The organism is Candidatus Dependentiae bacterium (genome assembly GCA_018266175.1).
Lineage (GTDB): Bacteria > Babelota > Babeliae > Babelales > RVW-14 > JAFEAY01.
In genome coordinates this window covers 1-15,852 of record JAFEAY010000016.1, presented here as the reverse complement: position 1 = coordinate 15,852, position 15,852 = coordinate 1, and the positions used below count along the sequence as shown (strand labels likewise).

The 15,852-nt window shown below is 39.8% G+C and carries 13 protein-coding genes; 5 read left to right on the top strand and 8 right to left on the bottom strand.

Annotated features, from left to right (window positions below; translation table 11 throughout):
* Window positions 1-3: 3 nt before the first annotated feature.
* The 6 genes from JST56_03495 to rfbF are packed head-to-tail and all read right to left on the bottom strand — an operon-like array spanning window position 4 to window position 5,658.
* On the bottom strand, window positions 4-990 hold the full coding sequence (locus JST56_03495) for a 1-deoxy-D-xylulose-5-phosphate synthase (GenBank protein ID MBS1988033.1): 987 nt from the start codon (window positions 988-990) through the stop codon (window positions 4-6).
* A complete protein-coding gene (locus JST56_03490) occupies window positions 987-1,841 on the bottom strand; it encodes a transketolase (protein MBS1988032.1) in 855 nt (284 codons plus the stop codon). Before JST56_03490 ends, JST56_03495 begins: the two co-directional genes overlap by 4 nt.
* Window positions 1,798-2,790, bottom strand: a complete 993-nt coding sequence (locus tag JST56_03485) for an NAD(P)-dependent oxidoreductase (protein MBS1988031.1) — start codon at window positions 2,788-2,790, stop codon at window positions 1,798-1,800. The genes JST56_03490 and JST56_03485 overlap by 44 nt, the downstream gene beginning before the upstream one ends.
* Window positions 2,791-2,792: 2 nt before the next feature.
* Window positions 2,793-3,740 carry a glycosyltransferase family 2 protein gene (locus tag JST56_03480; protein ID MBS1988030.1) on the bottom strand — a complete coding sequence of 316 codons (948 nt, stop codon included), beginning with the start codon at window positions 3,738-3,740 and terminating at the stop codon, window positions 2,793-2,795.
* The gene (locus JST56_03475; GenBank protein MBS1988029.1) at window positions 3,737-4,786 is read right to left on the bottom strand and encodes a GDP-mannose 4,6-dehydratase; all 1,050 of its coding nucleotides are present in this window, start codon (window positions 4,784-4,786) and stop codon (window positions 3,737-3,739) included. Before JST56_03475 ends, JST56_03480 begins: the two co-directional genes overlap by 4 nt.
* Window positions 4,786-5,658, bottom strand: a complete 873-nt coding sequence (gene rfbF / locus JST56_03470; GenBank protein ID MBS1988028.1) for a glucose-1-phosphate cytidylyltransferase — start codon at window positions 5,656-5,658, stop codon at window positions 4,786-4,788. The genes JST56_03475 and rfbF overlap by 1 nt, the downstream gene beginning before the upstream one ends.
* Before the next feature lie 244 nt (window positions 5,659-5,902).
* On the opposite strand from rfbF, the gene JST56_03465 reads away from it, so the two are divergent.
* The 4 genes from JST56_03465 (at window position 5,903) to JST56_03450 (ending at window position 14,327) form a co-directional block, all read left to right on the top strand.
* A complete protein-coding gene (locus JST56_03465) occupies window positions 5,903-7,945 on the top strand; it encodes a WD40 repeat domain-containing protein (protein MBS1988027.1) in 2,043 nt (680 codons plus the stop codon).
* A gap of 189 nt (window positions 7,946-8,134) precedes the next feature.
* Entirely contained in the window at window positions 8,135-10,066 is a 1,932-nt protein-coding gene (locus JST56_03460; GenBank protein MBS1988026.1) for a WD40 repeat domain-containing protein, read from the top strand.
* A 399-nt stretch (window positions 10,067-10,465) separates the two neighbouring features.
* Complete coding sequence (locus tag JST56_03455) at window positions 10,466-12,229, top strand: hypothetical protein (protein MBS1988025.1); 1,764 nt, start codon at window positions 10,466-10,468, stop codon at window positions 12,227-12,229.
* 43 nt (window positions 12,230-12,272) lie between these two features.
* Complete coding sequence (locus tag JST56_03450) at window positions 12,273-14,327, top strand: WD40 repeat domain-containing protein (GenBank protein ID MBS1988024.1); 2,055 nt, start codon at window positions 12,273-12,275, stop codon at window positions 14,325-14,327.
* Between the two features lie 123 nt (window positions 14,328-14,450).
* Here JST56_03450 and JST56_03445 read toward each other — a convergent pair whose 3' ends face one another.
* Both JST56_03445 and JST56_03440 read right to left on the bottom strand, forming a co-directional pair.
* Window positions 14,451-14,867, bottom strand: coding sequence for a hypothetical protein (locus JST56_03445; GenBank protein MBS1988023.1), 417 nt, complete (start codon window positions 14,865-14,867; stop codon window positions 14,451-14,453).
* Window positions 14,868-14,873: 6 nt separating this feature from the next.
* Window positions 14,874-15,224: a type II toxin-antitoxin system RelE/ParE family toxin gene (locus JST56_03440; protein ID MBS1988022.1), complete on the bottom strand. Its 351-nt coding sequence runs from the start codon at window positions 15,222-15,224 to the stop codon at window positions 14,874-14,876.
* Between the two features lie 151 nt (window positions 15,225-15,375).
* Here JST56_03440 and JST56_03435 point away from each other — a divergent pair.
* Window positions 15,376-15,852: hypothetical protein (locus JST56_03435; GenBank protein MBS1988021.1), on the top strand; the 477-nt coding region annotated here is incomplete at its 3' end.

The window sequence follows — 15,852 nt, the reverse complement described above, 5'->3', positions numbered from 1 at the left end:
TTTTTAAATGTGGTTATGTGTTATCGCTGGCCCAGTATTCGATGATTGCATGACCGTAGAAGATGCATAATCGACAAGGAGCTTTTTGATCTGTGTTGCAATCTGTTCGCCTTCAAGCCCGGCATGTTTTTTAAGATATGCACGTGAGCCAACAGTGTGGTAGTAAAAATCTTGAACACCAAATGATTTGAAAATAATTTTGTTCGGCATTGTTTCTGCTACAAAGCGAGCTGTTGCCTCACCAAGTCCACCAATGACACTGTGTTCTTCGATGGTAAAAACAGCTTTTAAATTTTTATGCCGTGCAAGAAAAAACTTACTATCAAGTGGTTTAATGGTTGGCATGCTCACCAGTCCAACAGGTATCCCAATAGTTTCCAAGGCTTTACAAGTTTCCCATGCAAGGTCTAGCCCGTTCCCCGTTCCAACAATGATCACCTCATCGTGTGTAATAAGTTCAATAGCTTTACCAAGTTTGCATGTTGTTTGATCTTCGTAGGTTACGAGCTCTTCGTTGTTCGCAAGACGTAGATACGCAGGTCCTTGAAGAGCGTTGATTTGAGGCATTAAGTCGCCAACCTCTTTTTTAGAGCCAGGGCTGACAACCGTCATACCTGGCAGTGCGCGCATAATTGCAACATCTTCAAGCGCATGATGCGTAACGCCTGCCTGCGCATAAGAAAATCCACCACCGTTGCCGACAATTTTTACCGGTAAATTTTGGTAACAAATGTCGATCCGAATTTGTTCAAAGTTGCGCATGCAGGCAAAGGGAACAATTGAATAGACGTAAACATTTTTACCTGCCATTGCAAGACCCGCAGCCATGCCGATCATATTTTGTTCAGCAACCCCAGCATTGATCATGCGTTGAGGAAAACGTTCTTGAAATTTTTCAATAACTGAATAGCCAACATCACCAACGATTAAGTAAAGGTTGGGGTCAATTGCTGCTTGTTCCGTTAGGTAGTTAAGAAATATATTTCTCATGAACATAACTCCTTATGAGCTTGAGAAAATTGCTCGGGAGAAAATGATTTGTAATGCCATTCAATTTTATCTTCGATAAAAGAAACGCCATGACCCTTGTGCGTACGGGCAACAATAATGTCCGGCTTATCAGTTCTTCCAGTTTGTGCAAAAGCAGCAAGCAACGCTTCAATATTGTGGCCATCAACTGAGATTGGGTTACAAGCAAATGCTTTAAATTTTTCTTCAAAGGTTCCTGGCATAATGTCGTCAGTGATATCAAGCCCTTGTAGATTATTGTAATCAACAATAACGGTCAGGTTGTTGAGCTTGAAGCGGGCAGCCATGGTAATTGCTTCCCAAATTGAGCCTTCTTGGCATTCGCCATCGCCAACAAGTACACAAATTTTATTATTTGTACCATTATGTTTTGCTGCAAGTGCAAGTCCAACAGCAAGTGAAAGGCCATGCCCAAGTGAGCCGGTGCTTGACTCTATGCCTGGAAGTGCTCCCTTCATCGGGTGTCCGCACAAAACGCTACCATCTTGGTAGTGGGTTTTTAAAATTTCTTCAGGAATAATGCCAGCGCTAGCAAGCGCGGTGTAGAGTGCTGCGGCACTGTGCCCTTTGCTCAAAATAAAGTAATCGCGATCAAGTTGTTGCTGCTTAATTGATTCAACATTTAAAAAAGCGTGATAAACAACGGCTAAAATATCGACCACCGAAAATGAACATCCAAGGTGAGAACTTTTTGCTTTGGTGAGCATATCAAGAATGTTGAGTCGCATGTTTTGTGCATGCTCTGCAATAATCTTAGGCAGCTCTGGATCAGATAGTTTCAGGTTGCTTGCTTGTGCTTGAAGCTGGTACATAGGCCCCCAACCTTTCGCCATAAAGATGGAGATTATTTTTAAACCATATAATTGTTTTTTCAAGTCCTGTTGTCAGCGTGAAGCGAGGAGTCCATTCCAGGACTGTTTGTGATCGTGTAATGTCTGCAACCCAATGAGTGGGTTCCCAAGGGCGAGGTGTATGTTTACCCCATTGAACTTCTCCAGGAAATGCACGTAGTAATTGTGCTGCATTAACAGCATCTTGAATGCTTGATTGAACGCCGCTGCCTGCATTAAAAATGAAATGATTTGTAGGTTTTTTATCAGCGACTGCTTGCAAGAGCGCAATCATATCATCAATATAAATAAAATCTCTCACTAAATATGGTGATGAAAGCTGAAGTGGTTCGTTACAGACAATGCTGAGTGCAATAGTAGGAATCAGTCTGGTATGTAACTCTGCATCACCGTAGACCGAAAATGGTCGTACCGTGTAGATGGGGAGTTTATTAAAGAGTGCTTCTTTCAAGCAGAGTTGTGTGCTTGCTGCTTTTGAGACCGCATAGTCACTGATGGGTTCAAGGACTAAATCTTCATGCATCGGAATATTTTTTTTACCATATTCTGAAGAGCTTCCGGTATTAATAAAGCATTCAAAGCCTACTTTTTTGCATGCATTGAGGAGGTTGAGCGTTCCATAGAAATTGACATCAAAAATAGCTTTTGAGTCTGTTTCATAAGGCATACCGCCAAACGAGGCAAGATGAAAAATAATATCCGGCTTGATAACCGATATAACGGTATTGATGGTTGAAAATTCGGTTAACCCTATGTAAAAAATAATCAGCTTGTCGGCGATATCCTTAATTCTCCACAGGGTGTCGTTGGGTTGAACAAGCAAATATATTTCATGTTCTGGCCCAAGAAGTGATCGTATGAGGTTGGAACCTATAAACCCAGATCCTCCGGTAACAAGAACTTTCTTCATAGTTACTCCCTTGTGCGATTTATCGGTCGATGCAAAACTTCACCAATTAAATAGGGTGGTCGAGCTTTTACTTCTTGAAATATACGAATAAGATATTCGCCAATAATACTCAGTGCAAGCATTTGAATGCTTCCGAAAATAAACATAACCATGAGGAGTGTTGAGAAGCCTTGCGGAGCGCCGTATCTGAAGTGACAGTACAGATAAAAAAATGCTGCAATAATGGTTATGCATACCGCGATGATTGCTAACCGAGAAATGAATTCGAGTGGTTTATAGGAAAAGTTAACGATTGCTTTTTTAACCCATGAAAAATTTGCAAAAAAGCTGTTGCTCGATCTGCCGCCTGCGCGGTCTTCGCGTACATATTCAAGTCCTGTTTGCTTAAAGCCGGCCCACGTTCGTAAGCCGCGAATGTAGAGATCTTTTTCAGGCAAGCTGTTAATGATGTTTAAAACCTTACGATCAATTAAGCAGGTATCACCAGCATCAAGTGGAATATCAAGATATGAAAGCCATTTAAAAATTCGATAAAAGCAGGTGTATCCAATACGACGTAAAATGCTTCCTTTGCGCTTCTTGCGAATGCCATAGACGACGTTAAATCCCTCTTCCCATTTTTTAATAAACTCTGGAATGAGTTCCGGAGGATCTTGTAAGTCGCCATCAAGGGCAATCGTGCAGTCACCATGGGCATAACGCATCCCTGCAAGGAGGCTTGGTTGGTTTGATCCAAAATTGCGAGACATCAGAAGAACATGAACTTTATCGTCTTGTGCGACTATTTTATTAAATATAACAAGCGAGTTATCGGTGCTTGCATTATCGATCAAGACTAATTCGTAATCATAGGTGGGTAGGCTTTTCATAACCTTGCTAACACGCTCATGCATTTCTTCGATATTGCTTGCTTCGTTATAGCAGGCAACGATGATTGAAATTTTTTTCATAATGATTTTAGATTCGCTAAAGCATTGGGTGCATGAAGTGCAGGAGCTATTGTATTGCTTGATGAACTAAGAAAATTGGTATACCAATCGATGGTTTCTTTAAGGCCGCGCGTGACGCCATATTTTGCTTTCCATCCAAGAAGTTCTTCTGCTTTGCTTGAATTTAAATGCTGTGCGGGAATTTCATGTGATGCATTGTTTCGTATAATTGGTTCAAGATTTTGCATATTCATGAGCTGCAAGATTTCTTTGACAATTTCAATCACATTGTATGGCTTATCAGTGCTAAAATTAAACGATTGTCCAATAATTGCAGGATCATCCATTTTTTCAGCAAGCGTCAAATAAGCGTCAGCAACATCTTTAACGTAAATGTAATCACGAATAAAAAGTCCGTTAGACCTAATTTCAGGAGCTTGTCCATTTAGAACAGCTTTGATAGTCCCTGGAATGATTCGATTAAAGTGCAAGTCTCCACCACCAAAAAAATTGCCACAACGAGTGATTGATACCGGCACTCCGTAGGTATGAAAATATGATTGTGCAATCAAGTCGGCGCAACTTTTTGAAACATCGTACGGAAATTTCCCTTGTAATGGAGTGTGCTCTGTGTAGGGCAAAATTTCTTGTGGCCCATAAGCCTTGTCGCTTGATGCAACAACAATTTTTTTTACCCAGGGTGAAAGCCGACAAGCTTCAAGTAAATTCCAGGTTCCTGCAATATTGGATGTAAAGGTAGAAATTGGGCTTCGGTTAGCAATCCCAACAATAGCTTGAGCACCTAAGTGAAAAACTGCTTCTATATCAAATTCGTTGAGCACTCGTTGTAAGAGCGGCAGATTGTCAAGATCTCCGTATACAACGTTAACATGGTCAGTAAGATTTTCAGTGAAAAAGCATGAATCCGGAATTCGATCACGCACGAGCGCAAATACACGTGCTTGCTGGGCAAGAAGCTCTTTGATCAGCCATGGTCCGAGTAATCCGGTTGCACCGGTAACAAAGACGTTGCGGTTTCTCCAGTATGGTTGTATTAAAGTGCTCATCATAGTTGTTTTTCCTGTGCGTCATGTGATGCCATTCCTGCTTCAGGGCAAGATTTTATTGCTTGTTCAGAAAGATCTTTGGTTGCTGGAGTAAAGCTTTTATCGGCCCAAACTTTCCATGGTGCACTTGTGGACCAGAGCTCTTCAAGTTTTTGTTGTTCGCGCAGAGTGTCCATGCATTGCCAGAAGCCATGATGTTTATAGATCATGAGCTGGTTGTCATGAGCTGCTTTGCGGAGCGGTTCTTGTTCAAGTACACAGCTTGAGTCGGGTGAAAGATATTTTAAAAATTCTTTTTGGCAGACAAAAAATCCACCATTTACCCATTCTTGTGTAAGCGGTTTTTTCTCTAAAAAAGAGACAACTTTATTTTCTTCAAGTTCAAGATTGCCAAAACGTGAAGGTGCAGCCACGCCAGAAAGTGTTACCAATTTTCCATGGCTGCGATGATATTCAAGGGTATTGGCAATGTTAATATTGCTCAGGCCATCACCATAGGTGAGTAAAAAAGTTGGCGTGTCGATATACCGTGCAACACGAGCTATGCGGCCTCCGGTCATACAATCTTGTCCTGTGTCTGCAAGGGTTATTTCCCATTCTTCATCATTTGCTTGATGTTCAGTAATAGCTCCTGATTTGGTGTTGAGGGTAAAATCTACACCGTCAAAGCGATAGTTCAAAAAATAGTGTTTAACCATTTCGCCTTTGTAACCAAGGCAAATAATGAATCGGTAAAAACCGTATGATGAATAGATTTTCATGATGTGCCACAACATCGGCTTGCCGCCAATGGGGACCATCGGTTTTGGTCTGAATTCAGTTTCTTCGCGAAGCCGTGTTCCAAGCCCACCAGCTAATATGACGACCGGAATATTGATCTTATCCACACTCTCTCCTCATCTGCATGATCGTTCCTGTACGGCAACGTTTCAAGCCTCTCCTACATGGCTATCACCTTATCATGAGTCGGTGGGAAGTCAAGAAAGAAAGCGTCAATCGATGAGGAGCTTTTTCAGTGCAATTGTTGCATAAAATTGTTTTTTTGACCGTTACGAATTTTTAGTGTAAACATACAAAGATTTTCTTATTGTACTTCTAAAACGCAAGGTTTTGACTATGAAATTACACGCTCTATTTTTCTCACTCATCGTAGCAACATTTATGAGCAGCACTCATGCCATGAACAATAATCTTTTCGAGCAGGGAACTTGCCAGCGCGTTGAGCATTTGCTCAACATCTTTAATCCCACAATCAACGTTTTTAGGACATGTTCAGAAAATTTGAAAGAAAATCCTGGCCTTGAAAATTTTCAAACAAACTTTGCAGTGATAAACACTGCATATAAAACGCTGTGCGAAAAAATACAAGATCAGTCCCTTCTGTTCGAGTTCATGGAACTCAAAGAGACTTCCCAAATCAAAGAAAAAATTGAAACAATAAAAAATTATTTTGATATTTTTCATCAAGTTATTTCAGCTAACACCCCGAAGTATTCGTTGCTTGAGCATGCAGGGTCCCAGCAGGAAAATCTGAAGCACATTATGAATGTGTTTATAAAAAATAAATGTCACTGTCATGCGCTGGCTCAAGGAAATATGGAAACGTTAGAAGCATTTTTTGAGCGCAAACAAGAAGCGTTTGATTGGGTTGAAATTACTGTAGAGCCGCACACTGCAGATGATGAAAAGCTTGCGCAGGAGCTGCAACAGAAGTTGAATCTTGAGTCTAATCTTGAATTGATGTATGAGCGGGAAGCACAAGAACGAAGTGTGCTTAATGGACATCTCAGAAATGAAAATTTGGTAGATGAACAAGCCATAGAAATGGTTGAATGTTTTTCTAACGAAGAAGTTTTGCCTGAATGCCAGAGTACACAACAAAGAGGGGCATCAATTTTTTCTGGCGTAACAAATGATACACAATTTATTGCAGAGTTCAAAAAAATAATCTACGGAATGGATATAACCAAAAAGCTCGATCAAGAATTATTCAACAAGCTTGCAGCGCATGCGCCAACCAACTTTTCGATGGTGATGAACCGAGAGATTGGCAGAGCAACACCGTATAATCTTATGCAGCACAATTTTTGCATGCCTTCTTATGCGCATCATTTTCCGGAATGCATGATGAATGGAAATGGAGAAGTTGAAGCTCTACAAACTATTAGTCTTGGAAATTCAAGAGATTCGATTTTTTTTATAAAACAGTTAGATGATACTCGAATTGCTTGTTGTTTAAGTGATGGTACCAGAGTGGTGTGGGATTTGAATACAAGTAGTTATGTTTCAATACAAAAAAAGATTAATGGAAGTCAAATACATTTAAAACAATTGAATGACGGAAGCTTTGCTTTGTTTTCAGATAGTCAACCAATTAAAGTGTTGGATTTGGATTCAAATATTGTAATTGCCAATCTTTATGGGCATAATAGTTGGATTAACTGTATTAAACAACTGGATAATGGTTATCTTGCATCTGGGGGAATGGATACAAGTGTTAAAATTTGGGATTTGAATAAGAAGGAGTGTATCGCGACTTTCAAGCATTCTAATATTGTTAATTGCATAAAACAATTAAATAGTGGTCATATTGCTTCTTGTTCAGACGATAAAACAATTAAAATATGGGATTTAAATACAAAAGAGTGTCTTTTCACGTTTAACGGGCATGAGGGTATAGTTTATTTTATCAAGCAACTGCGTGATGGGAATCTTGTTTCGTGCTCATCTGATGGAAAGATGATGGTATGGAATTTAAAGACCAAGAAGTTGATTGCTCAATTATCTCACAATATGACAGAGATTCATTGTATAAAAGAGTTACATGATGGCCATGTAGCTGTGGTATGTAATCATAGAATCGTGATATGGGATTTGAAAAAAGGAAAATCTGTCAAGGCAATTTCCTTAAATAAAGAAGGTTGTTTTTGTTATGTAACACAACTGCTCGATGGTAGACTTGTGGCGGGTTTGAAAAATGGGAATATTAAGATATTCAATTTTTATGATGATCTCTTGCTTGAACAGATTGCGCTTATTGTTAATCTTGAGCAATATTTTCAAAAATCCAAAGTTGTTGTTCTTGGTGAAGGCTGGTGGGATGTTTTTGAAACACTACCAGACTATTTTTGGCAGCGCTTTGAACAGTTTGTAAGCTGAAGTTAACCAACGCGAATTCGATAATTCAAATTTGCGGGATAAGCCTATTGGATAAGGCTTACATTTTGCTCGTCCTGAGTGCCTCGCGCAGCGAGGTGTATCGAAGAATTTGAGTGGTGATATATTCGATTTGATCAAGGTTTGTGGGGTATTTTAATTATCAAGTTTGTGTTAATCAAGGTTTTTACTATGAATATTCCCATTCTTTATTTCTCACTCGTTTTAACAATGTTCATGAGTAATACACATGCGATGAACGGCAACTTCTTTGATCAAGGGGTGCATCAGCGAGTTGAGCGCTTGCTCAACATCTTTAATCCTGTAATCAAAGTTTTTACAACGTGCTCTGAAAATTTGAAAGAAAATCCAGGAGTTGAAGATTTTCAAGCAAATTTTGAAGTGATAAACAGTGCATACAAAAACCTCTGTAAAGAAATAGAAAAAGATCCGACCATTCTTTTGGAGTTTATGGAGCCCAAAGATACAGATCTGATCAAAGAAAAAATTGAAACAATAAAAAACCTGTTTGTGGGTTTTGAGCAAGCAATTGAGGTTAATAATCCGTCATGTCGCCTGCTTGACGCGCCGCAAGCACAGCATAGTCTTGAGCGCATTCTTGGCAAGTTTATAAAAAACAAGCACCATTGCGATGTCTTGGCTTGTGGAAATATTCAAAGCTTGGAAGTGTTGCAGGGTATGGGAGATTTATCGGCATGCGGCATTGAAATTGCAGTGCAGCCAGATGTTGGAGATGATGAAAAGCTGGCGCAAGCATTGCAGCTGCAATTGAATCTTGAGTTGATGCATGAACGCGAAGCGCGTGAGCAAGAAGCACAAAAAGCAAATCTGATTTGTGAAAGTTCAGAGATAGAAATTGTTGAATATTCAGATGAAAACTTTTCACAAGACGTTTTGGTTAATGATCAAAAGCGCAAAAAAGGCGCAAGAATTTTTTCTGGAGCACCCAGTGACACGCAATTTGTTGCACAGCTCAAACAGATAATCAATCATGTCGACATAACTCAAGATCTGGATCAAGTTCTGTTTGATCGGATTTCTGCCCAAGTGCCGAGCAATTTTTCGATGCTCATGAATCGGGAGATCGGCAGAGCAAGCAGGTATGATGTGATGCAGCACAATTTTAGTGAACCACCAATGACTTCGTATGCACACTATTTCCCAGAATGCTTAATGGTACGTGGTAATGAAGGAGCGGCAGTACACGTAAGTACACTTGAAGGGCATACAGGTTGGGTTAATTGCATCAAGCAACTGAATGATGGGCGACTTACTTCTGGTTCTCGTGATAAAACAATTAAGGTGTGGGATCTGAATACCAACAGGTGCTTTGTCACACTTGAGGGGCATGCAGGCTCGGTTAAATGCATCAAGCAACTGAATGATGGGCGACTTGTTTCTTGTTCTTGTGATAGAACGATTAAGTTATGGGATTTAAATACTAACAGGTGCGTTGCCACACTTGAGGGGCATAAAAGCGGGGTTAATTGCATCACGCAACTGAATGATGGTCGACTTGCTTCTTGTTCTGATGATGGAACAATTAAGCTGTGGAATTTGGATACCAACAGGTGCGTTGCCACACTTAAGGGGCATAGAGATTTGGTTAGATGCATCACGCAACTGAATGATGGTCGATTTGTTTCTGGTTCACATGATGAAACGATTAAGGTGTGGGATTTGAATACTAATGAGTGCATCGCTACACTTGAAGGGCATAGAAATTCGGTTATATGTATCAAACAACTGAATGATGGGCGACTTGTTTCTTGTTCTCGTGATAAAACGATTAAGGTGTGGAATTTTGATACCAACAGGTGCGTTGCCACACTTGAGGGGCATAGAGATTGGGTTAATTGCATCACGCAACTGGATGATGGGCGACTTGCTTCTTGTTCTGATGATGGAACAATTAAGCTGTTGGATTTAAATACTAATAGGTGCGTTGCCACACTTGAAGGGCATAGAAATTGGGTTAGATTCATCACGCAACTGAATGATGGGCGACTTGCTTCTTGTTCAGATGATAGAACGATTAAGCTATGGGATTTGTATCCAGACCTTTCATTAGAACAGATTGCGCTGGTTGTTCAGCACTCATGAATCGGGAGATCGGCAGAGCAAGCAGGTATGATGTGATGCAGCACAAAATTGGCTTACCACCAATTGGCACCATCGGTTTTGGTCTAAATTCAGTTTCTTAGCGTAATCGAGTTCCGAGTCCTCCAGCCAGAATAACGACTGGAATATTGATTTTGTTCACACACTCTCCTTACCAGCATGATCGTTTCAAGCGTTGTAATGTTTCACGTGCCCCTGGGCTATCACCTTATCATGAGCAGGTTGTAAGTCAAGTAAGCGGGCGGACGGCATCGTTATCCCTGGGCTTACCTCTTTTTCAGGGATAAATTAATTTTTGACAAATTGACTATATTTATATAAATTTGTAATTATTTATTGTAATTTATTTGAATTATCTGTTTTTCGTACGGAGGTTATACGATGAAACGTTTTTTAATTTTGCTAATGTTTGGTCTGTCGCTTAACAGTGTCCATGCTGGTAAGCGCGAGCGGGATAATCAAGATCTTATTAATGACAACAACAAAGTTGTCAAAGTTGATGAAGATCAGAGTATTGTCAGCGATCAAAATGAACAAGCTACAGATATACCTGAGGTGTGTGAAAATCAAGATTTCATAGGTGATAGCGTAGCTGATAAAGATGATTTTGAAGATAGTGAATTTTACTCAGATGAAGAATTTTATGATAAAGATCAAGACCCAGTGATACGCACTGGGGAAGTTTTTTCAAGAGCAACAAATAATGCTCAGTATGTTGCCCAACTCAAACAAATAATTTACAACGAAGTAGATATAACCAAAAATTTGGATCAAGATTTTTTTGACAGGCTTGCAGCACGTGCTCCAACCAATTTTTCAATGTTGATGAATCGAGAAATTGGCAGAGCAAGCACCTATGATATCATGCAACATAATTTTAGTGAGTCGCACATGACTTCTTATGCACACTATTTTCCAGAATGCATGATTAAAAAAGATGTACCATGTACTACGTTCGAGGGGCATAAAGATTGTGTTTATTGCATAACGCAACTGTCAGATGGTAGCCTTGCTTCTGCTTCGCGGGATAATACGATCAGGGTATGGGATTTGAATACAAATACATGCGTTGCCACGCTTGAAGGTCATAGAGGTTGGGTTTATTGCATAACCCTGCTGCCTGATGGTCGTCTTGCTTCTGGCTCAAGTGATAAAACGATCAGGGTATGGAATTTGAATACAAATACATGCGTTTCCACACTTGAAAGGCATAGAAGTGTGGCTTATTGCATAACTCTGCTGCCTAATAGTCGGTTTGCTTCTGGTTCAAGTGATAATATGATCTGGATATGGGATTTGAATACAAATACATCCGTTGCCACGCTTGAGGGGCATACAGATTTAGTTAGTTGCATCAAACAACTGAGTGATGGTCGACTTGCTTCTGGCTCTCATGATAGAACGATTAAGTTGTGGGATTTGCATACCAACAAGTGCTTTGTCACGCTTGAAGGTCATTTTGCAGAGGTTTGTTGTATCAAGCAACTGAATGAGAATCGACTAGCTTCTGGCTCTAGTTTTCGTCCAGATGAGGAATCTGATGGTAGTTCAGATGAGGGAATGATTAAGCTTTGGAATTTAAATACTAATGAGTGCATCGCTACACTTGAGGGGCATACAGATACAATTAATTGCATTAAGCAACTGGATGATGCTCGATTTGTTTCTTGTTCATCAGATGAGAGCGGTGTGTACTTCGATGACGATGAACAAAGGTATGGATGGATTAAGGTGTGGGATCTCAATGAAATTAGGTGTATTGCCACACTTAAGAGGCATCTTGAAGGGGTTTTATTCATCAAGCAACTGAAAGATGGGCGACTTGTTTCTTGTTCAGATGATGAAACGATTAAGTTATGGGATTTAAATACTAATAAGTGCATCGCTACACTTGAGGGGCATACAAGTTTTGTTAATTACATCAAGCAACTGGATGATGGTCGACTTGCTTCGTGTTCAGGTGATGGAACGATTAAGGTGTGGAATTTATATCCAGACCTTTCATTCGAACAGATTGCACTGATAGTTCAGCTTGAGCGATGTTATCAAGATGACAACCGCGTTAATCTTTGCGATGGCTGGCGAGATGTTTTTGTAACATTGCCAGACTATTTTCAAAAACGCTTTCAATCGGTTGTTGGTTGATTTACGGCATTGATTTTCTCTTTTATAGAATACAAGGTTTTTTATGGTTACACGGTTGATGCTTATTCTTACGATTGTTTTATTGGCAAATACAGCACAGGCCATGAATGGAAATTTCTTTGAGCAAGGGGTGCACCAGCGAGTTAAGTGCTTGCTCAACATCTTTAATCCTGCAATCAAGGTTTTTACAACGTGCTCTGAAAATTTGCAAGAAAATCCAGGAGTTGAAAATTTTCAAGCAAATTTTGAAGTGATAAACAGTGCATACAAAGAACTCTGTAAAAAAATAGAAAAAGATCCGACAATTCTTTTGGAATTTATGGAGCTTAACGATACCGATCTGATCAAAAGAAAAATTGAAATAATGCAAAGATTTTTTGTGGATTTTGAGCAAGCAATTGCGGTTAATAATCCGTCATGTCGCTTGCTTGAGGTGCAGCAAGAACAGCATAGTCTTGAGCACATTCTTTGCGAGTTTATACAGAACAAACGCCATTGCGATGCTTTGGCTTGTGGAAATATTCAAAGTTTGGAAGCGTTGCAGAGTATGGGAGATTTATCAGCATGCGGCATTGAAATTGCGGTGCAACCGGATGTTGGAGATGATGAAAAGCTGGCGCAAGCATTGCAGCTGCAATTGAATCTTGAGCTTATGCATGAACGCGAAGCGCGTGAGCAAGAAGCGCAAAAAGAAAATCTGATTTGTGAAAGTTCAGAGATAGAAATGATTGAATATTCAGATGAAAACTTTCCATCACAAGCTTTGGTTAATGATCAACATTGCAAAAAAGGCGCAAGAATTTTTTCTGGAGCAACCAGTGACACGCAATTTGTTGCACAGCTCAAACAGATAATCAATCATGTCGACATAACCCAAGATCTGGATCAGGGACTCTTTGATCGGCTTTCTGCGCAAGTGCCGAACAATTTTTCGATGCTCATGAATCGGGAGATCGGCAGAGCAAGCCGGTATGATGTGATGCAGCACAGTTTTAGTGAATCATCAATGACATCGTATGCCCACTATTTTCCAGAATGCTTAATGGTAGGTGATAATGAAGGAGCTGAAGTGAGTGTGAGTATACTTGAGGGGCATACAAATTGGGTTAATTGCGTCAAGCAACTGGATGATGGTCGACTGGTTTCTTGTTCAAAAGATAAAACGATTAAGATTTGGGATCTGGATACCAACAGATGCGTTGCCATACTTGAGGGGCATACAAGTTCGGTTAAATGCATCAAGCGACTGAATGATGGTCGACTGGTTTCTTGTTCAAATGATAACACGATTAAAGTGTGGGATTTAAACACCAACAGATGCGTTGCCACACTTGAGGGGCATACAGATTGGGTTAATTGCATCACGCAACTGGATGATGGTCGACTTGTTTCTGGTTCTGATGATGGAACGATTAAGGTGTGGGATTTGGATACTAGCAGGTGCGTTGCCACACTTGAGGGGCATAAACATTGGATTAGATGCATTAAGCTACGGAAAGATGGTAGACTGATTTGTGGTTTTGGTGATGGAATGATTAAGGTGTGGGATTTAAATACCAACAGGTGCGTTGCCACACTTGAGGCGCATACACGTTTGGTTAAATGCATCAAGCAACTGGATGATGGTCGACTGGCTTCTGGTTCTGATGATGGAACGATTAAGGTGTGGGATTTGAATACCAACAGGTGCGTTGTCACGCTTGAGGCGCATACACGTTTTGTTAGTTGCATCAATCAACTGGATGATCGTCGACTGGTCTCTGATTATTGTGATGGAACGATTAAGGTGTGGGATTTAAATACCAATAGATGCATTGCCCCACTTGATGAGCATAGAGTTTGGGCTAGATGTATCGAGCAACTGAATGATGGTGGACTGGTTTTTGCCTCTGCTGATGGAACGATTAAGGTGTGGAATTTATATCCAGACCTTTCGTTTGAACAGATTGCACTGGTTGTTCAGCTTGAGCGATGTTATCAACAAAGCGAGGTTGTTAATCTTGGTGATGGTTGGCGTCATGTTTTTGTAACATTGCCAGATTATTTTCAAAAACGTTTTCAATTGGTGAGTAGCTGTTTCAGTGCAATTGTTGCATAAATTTTTTTGGCTCTGTCTAAGTTCAGATACATCTGAGACCAAAAAATGAAATTTAGGCCACAGCGTGAGCGCAGAAGTACATGCTGTGACCTGAATTTCAACTTTTCAACGCGACTTTGGTAATTAACGAAGCCGCAATTTATTTTTAATTGGTCGAGGATCCTCAATTTTTCTAGAAGATTTATTTACTTTGGGCTTGGATATTGCTTTGCTTTTGCCGACAGAAGATTTAAGGGGATAGCCCAGAGACTTTAACGTTTTTTTGACTGTTGATGGATGTTGATCAATTAATGATAAAAAGATACGCGCTGCAATGCTTGGATTTCTTCTGTGCTGTTCCCAATCCTGAAGCGTTCTAACTTTTATAGCAAAAAGTTGAGAAAATGCTTCTTGAGTGAGACCCGTCTTTTGTCTAATGGCTTTAACGTTAATTTTTGACACAGTGACGATTGTTTCAACACCTCTAGTTTTATCGCCTTGAGCATATGCTAAAGCATCTTCAAGGCCGGAGAGAATTTCTTTTGCTAGTTTTTTCATCATCAACTCCTATTTATAGATCGCTTTAAGCTCTTGAGCAATCTTAGAAAACGCTTTTTTTTCTTGAGGACTTAAATCGTCCGCTCTATTTTTTGCATATATTGTAAGGAGGCTAACCGGGTTTTTTTCGTTATAGAAGTAATAGATTATTCGGCATCCACCGCTTTTTCCTTTTCCAGGTATTGGATAGCGAATTTTTCGTAAACCACCTGTTCCTGGAATCAGGTCACCCTCTGATGGGTCTTGGCTAATCAATTCTCTAATTTCATTGCGTAATGTTTCCTCATTTTGCCCCTTATGAATTATTTTTGATAGTTGACTTAAATAATACCTGGTCTCAATTATTTTTATTTTCTTCATACTGACTTGGCTCCTTCTTTTTTAAGATAGCATAAAGTACGGCATAGCGGTATAGGATTTTGTGATTTCTACATAGAATTTTTTTTGACGTGTGCAAACTTTTAGTGTAGATATACGAGATCTTTTTTATTATGCTGTAAAGGTTTTTACTATGAAAATTCCCATTATTTTTTTCTCACTCGTTTTAGCAACACCGTTTATAAGCAGTATGCATGCCATGAACAGTAATTTCTTTGAGCAGGGAATGCACCAACGAGTTGAGCGCTTGCTCAACATCTTTAATCCTGTAATCAAGGTATTTAAAGCATGTGCAGTGAATGTGCAAGAAAATCCAGGCGTTGAAAATTTTCAAGCAAATTTTGAAGTGATAAACAACGCATACAAAAAACTCTGTAAAAAAATAGAAAAAGATCCGGCAATTCTTTTGGAATTCATGGAGCTTAAAGATACCGATCTGATCAAAGGAAAAATTAAAATAATTAAAAAATTGTTTGGTGATTTTAAGCAAGCAATTGAAGTTAGCAATCCGTTATGTCACTTACTTGACGCGCCGCAAGCACAGCATAGTCTTGAGCGCATTCTTGGCAATTTTATACAAAACAAACGCCATTGCGATGCCTTGGCTTGT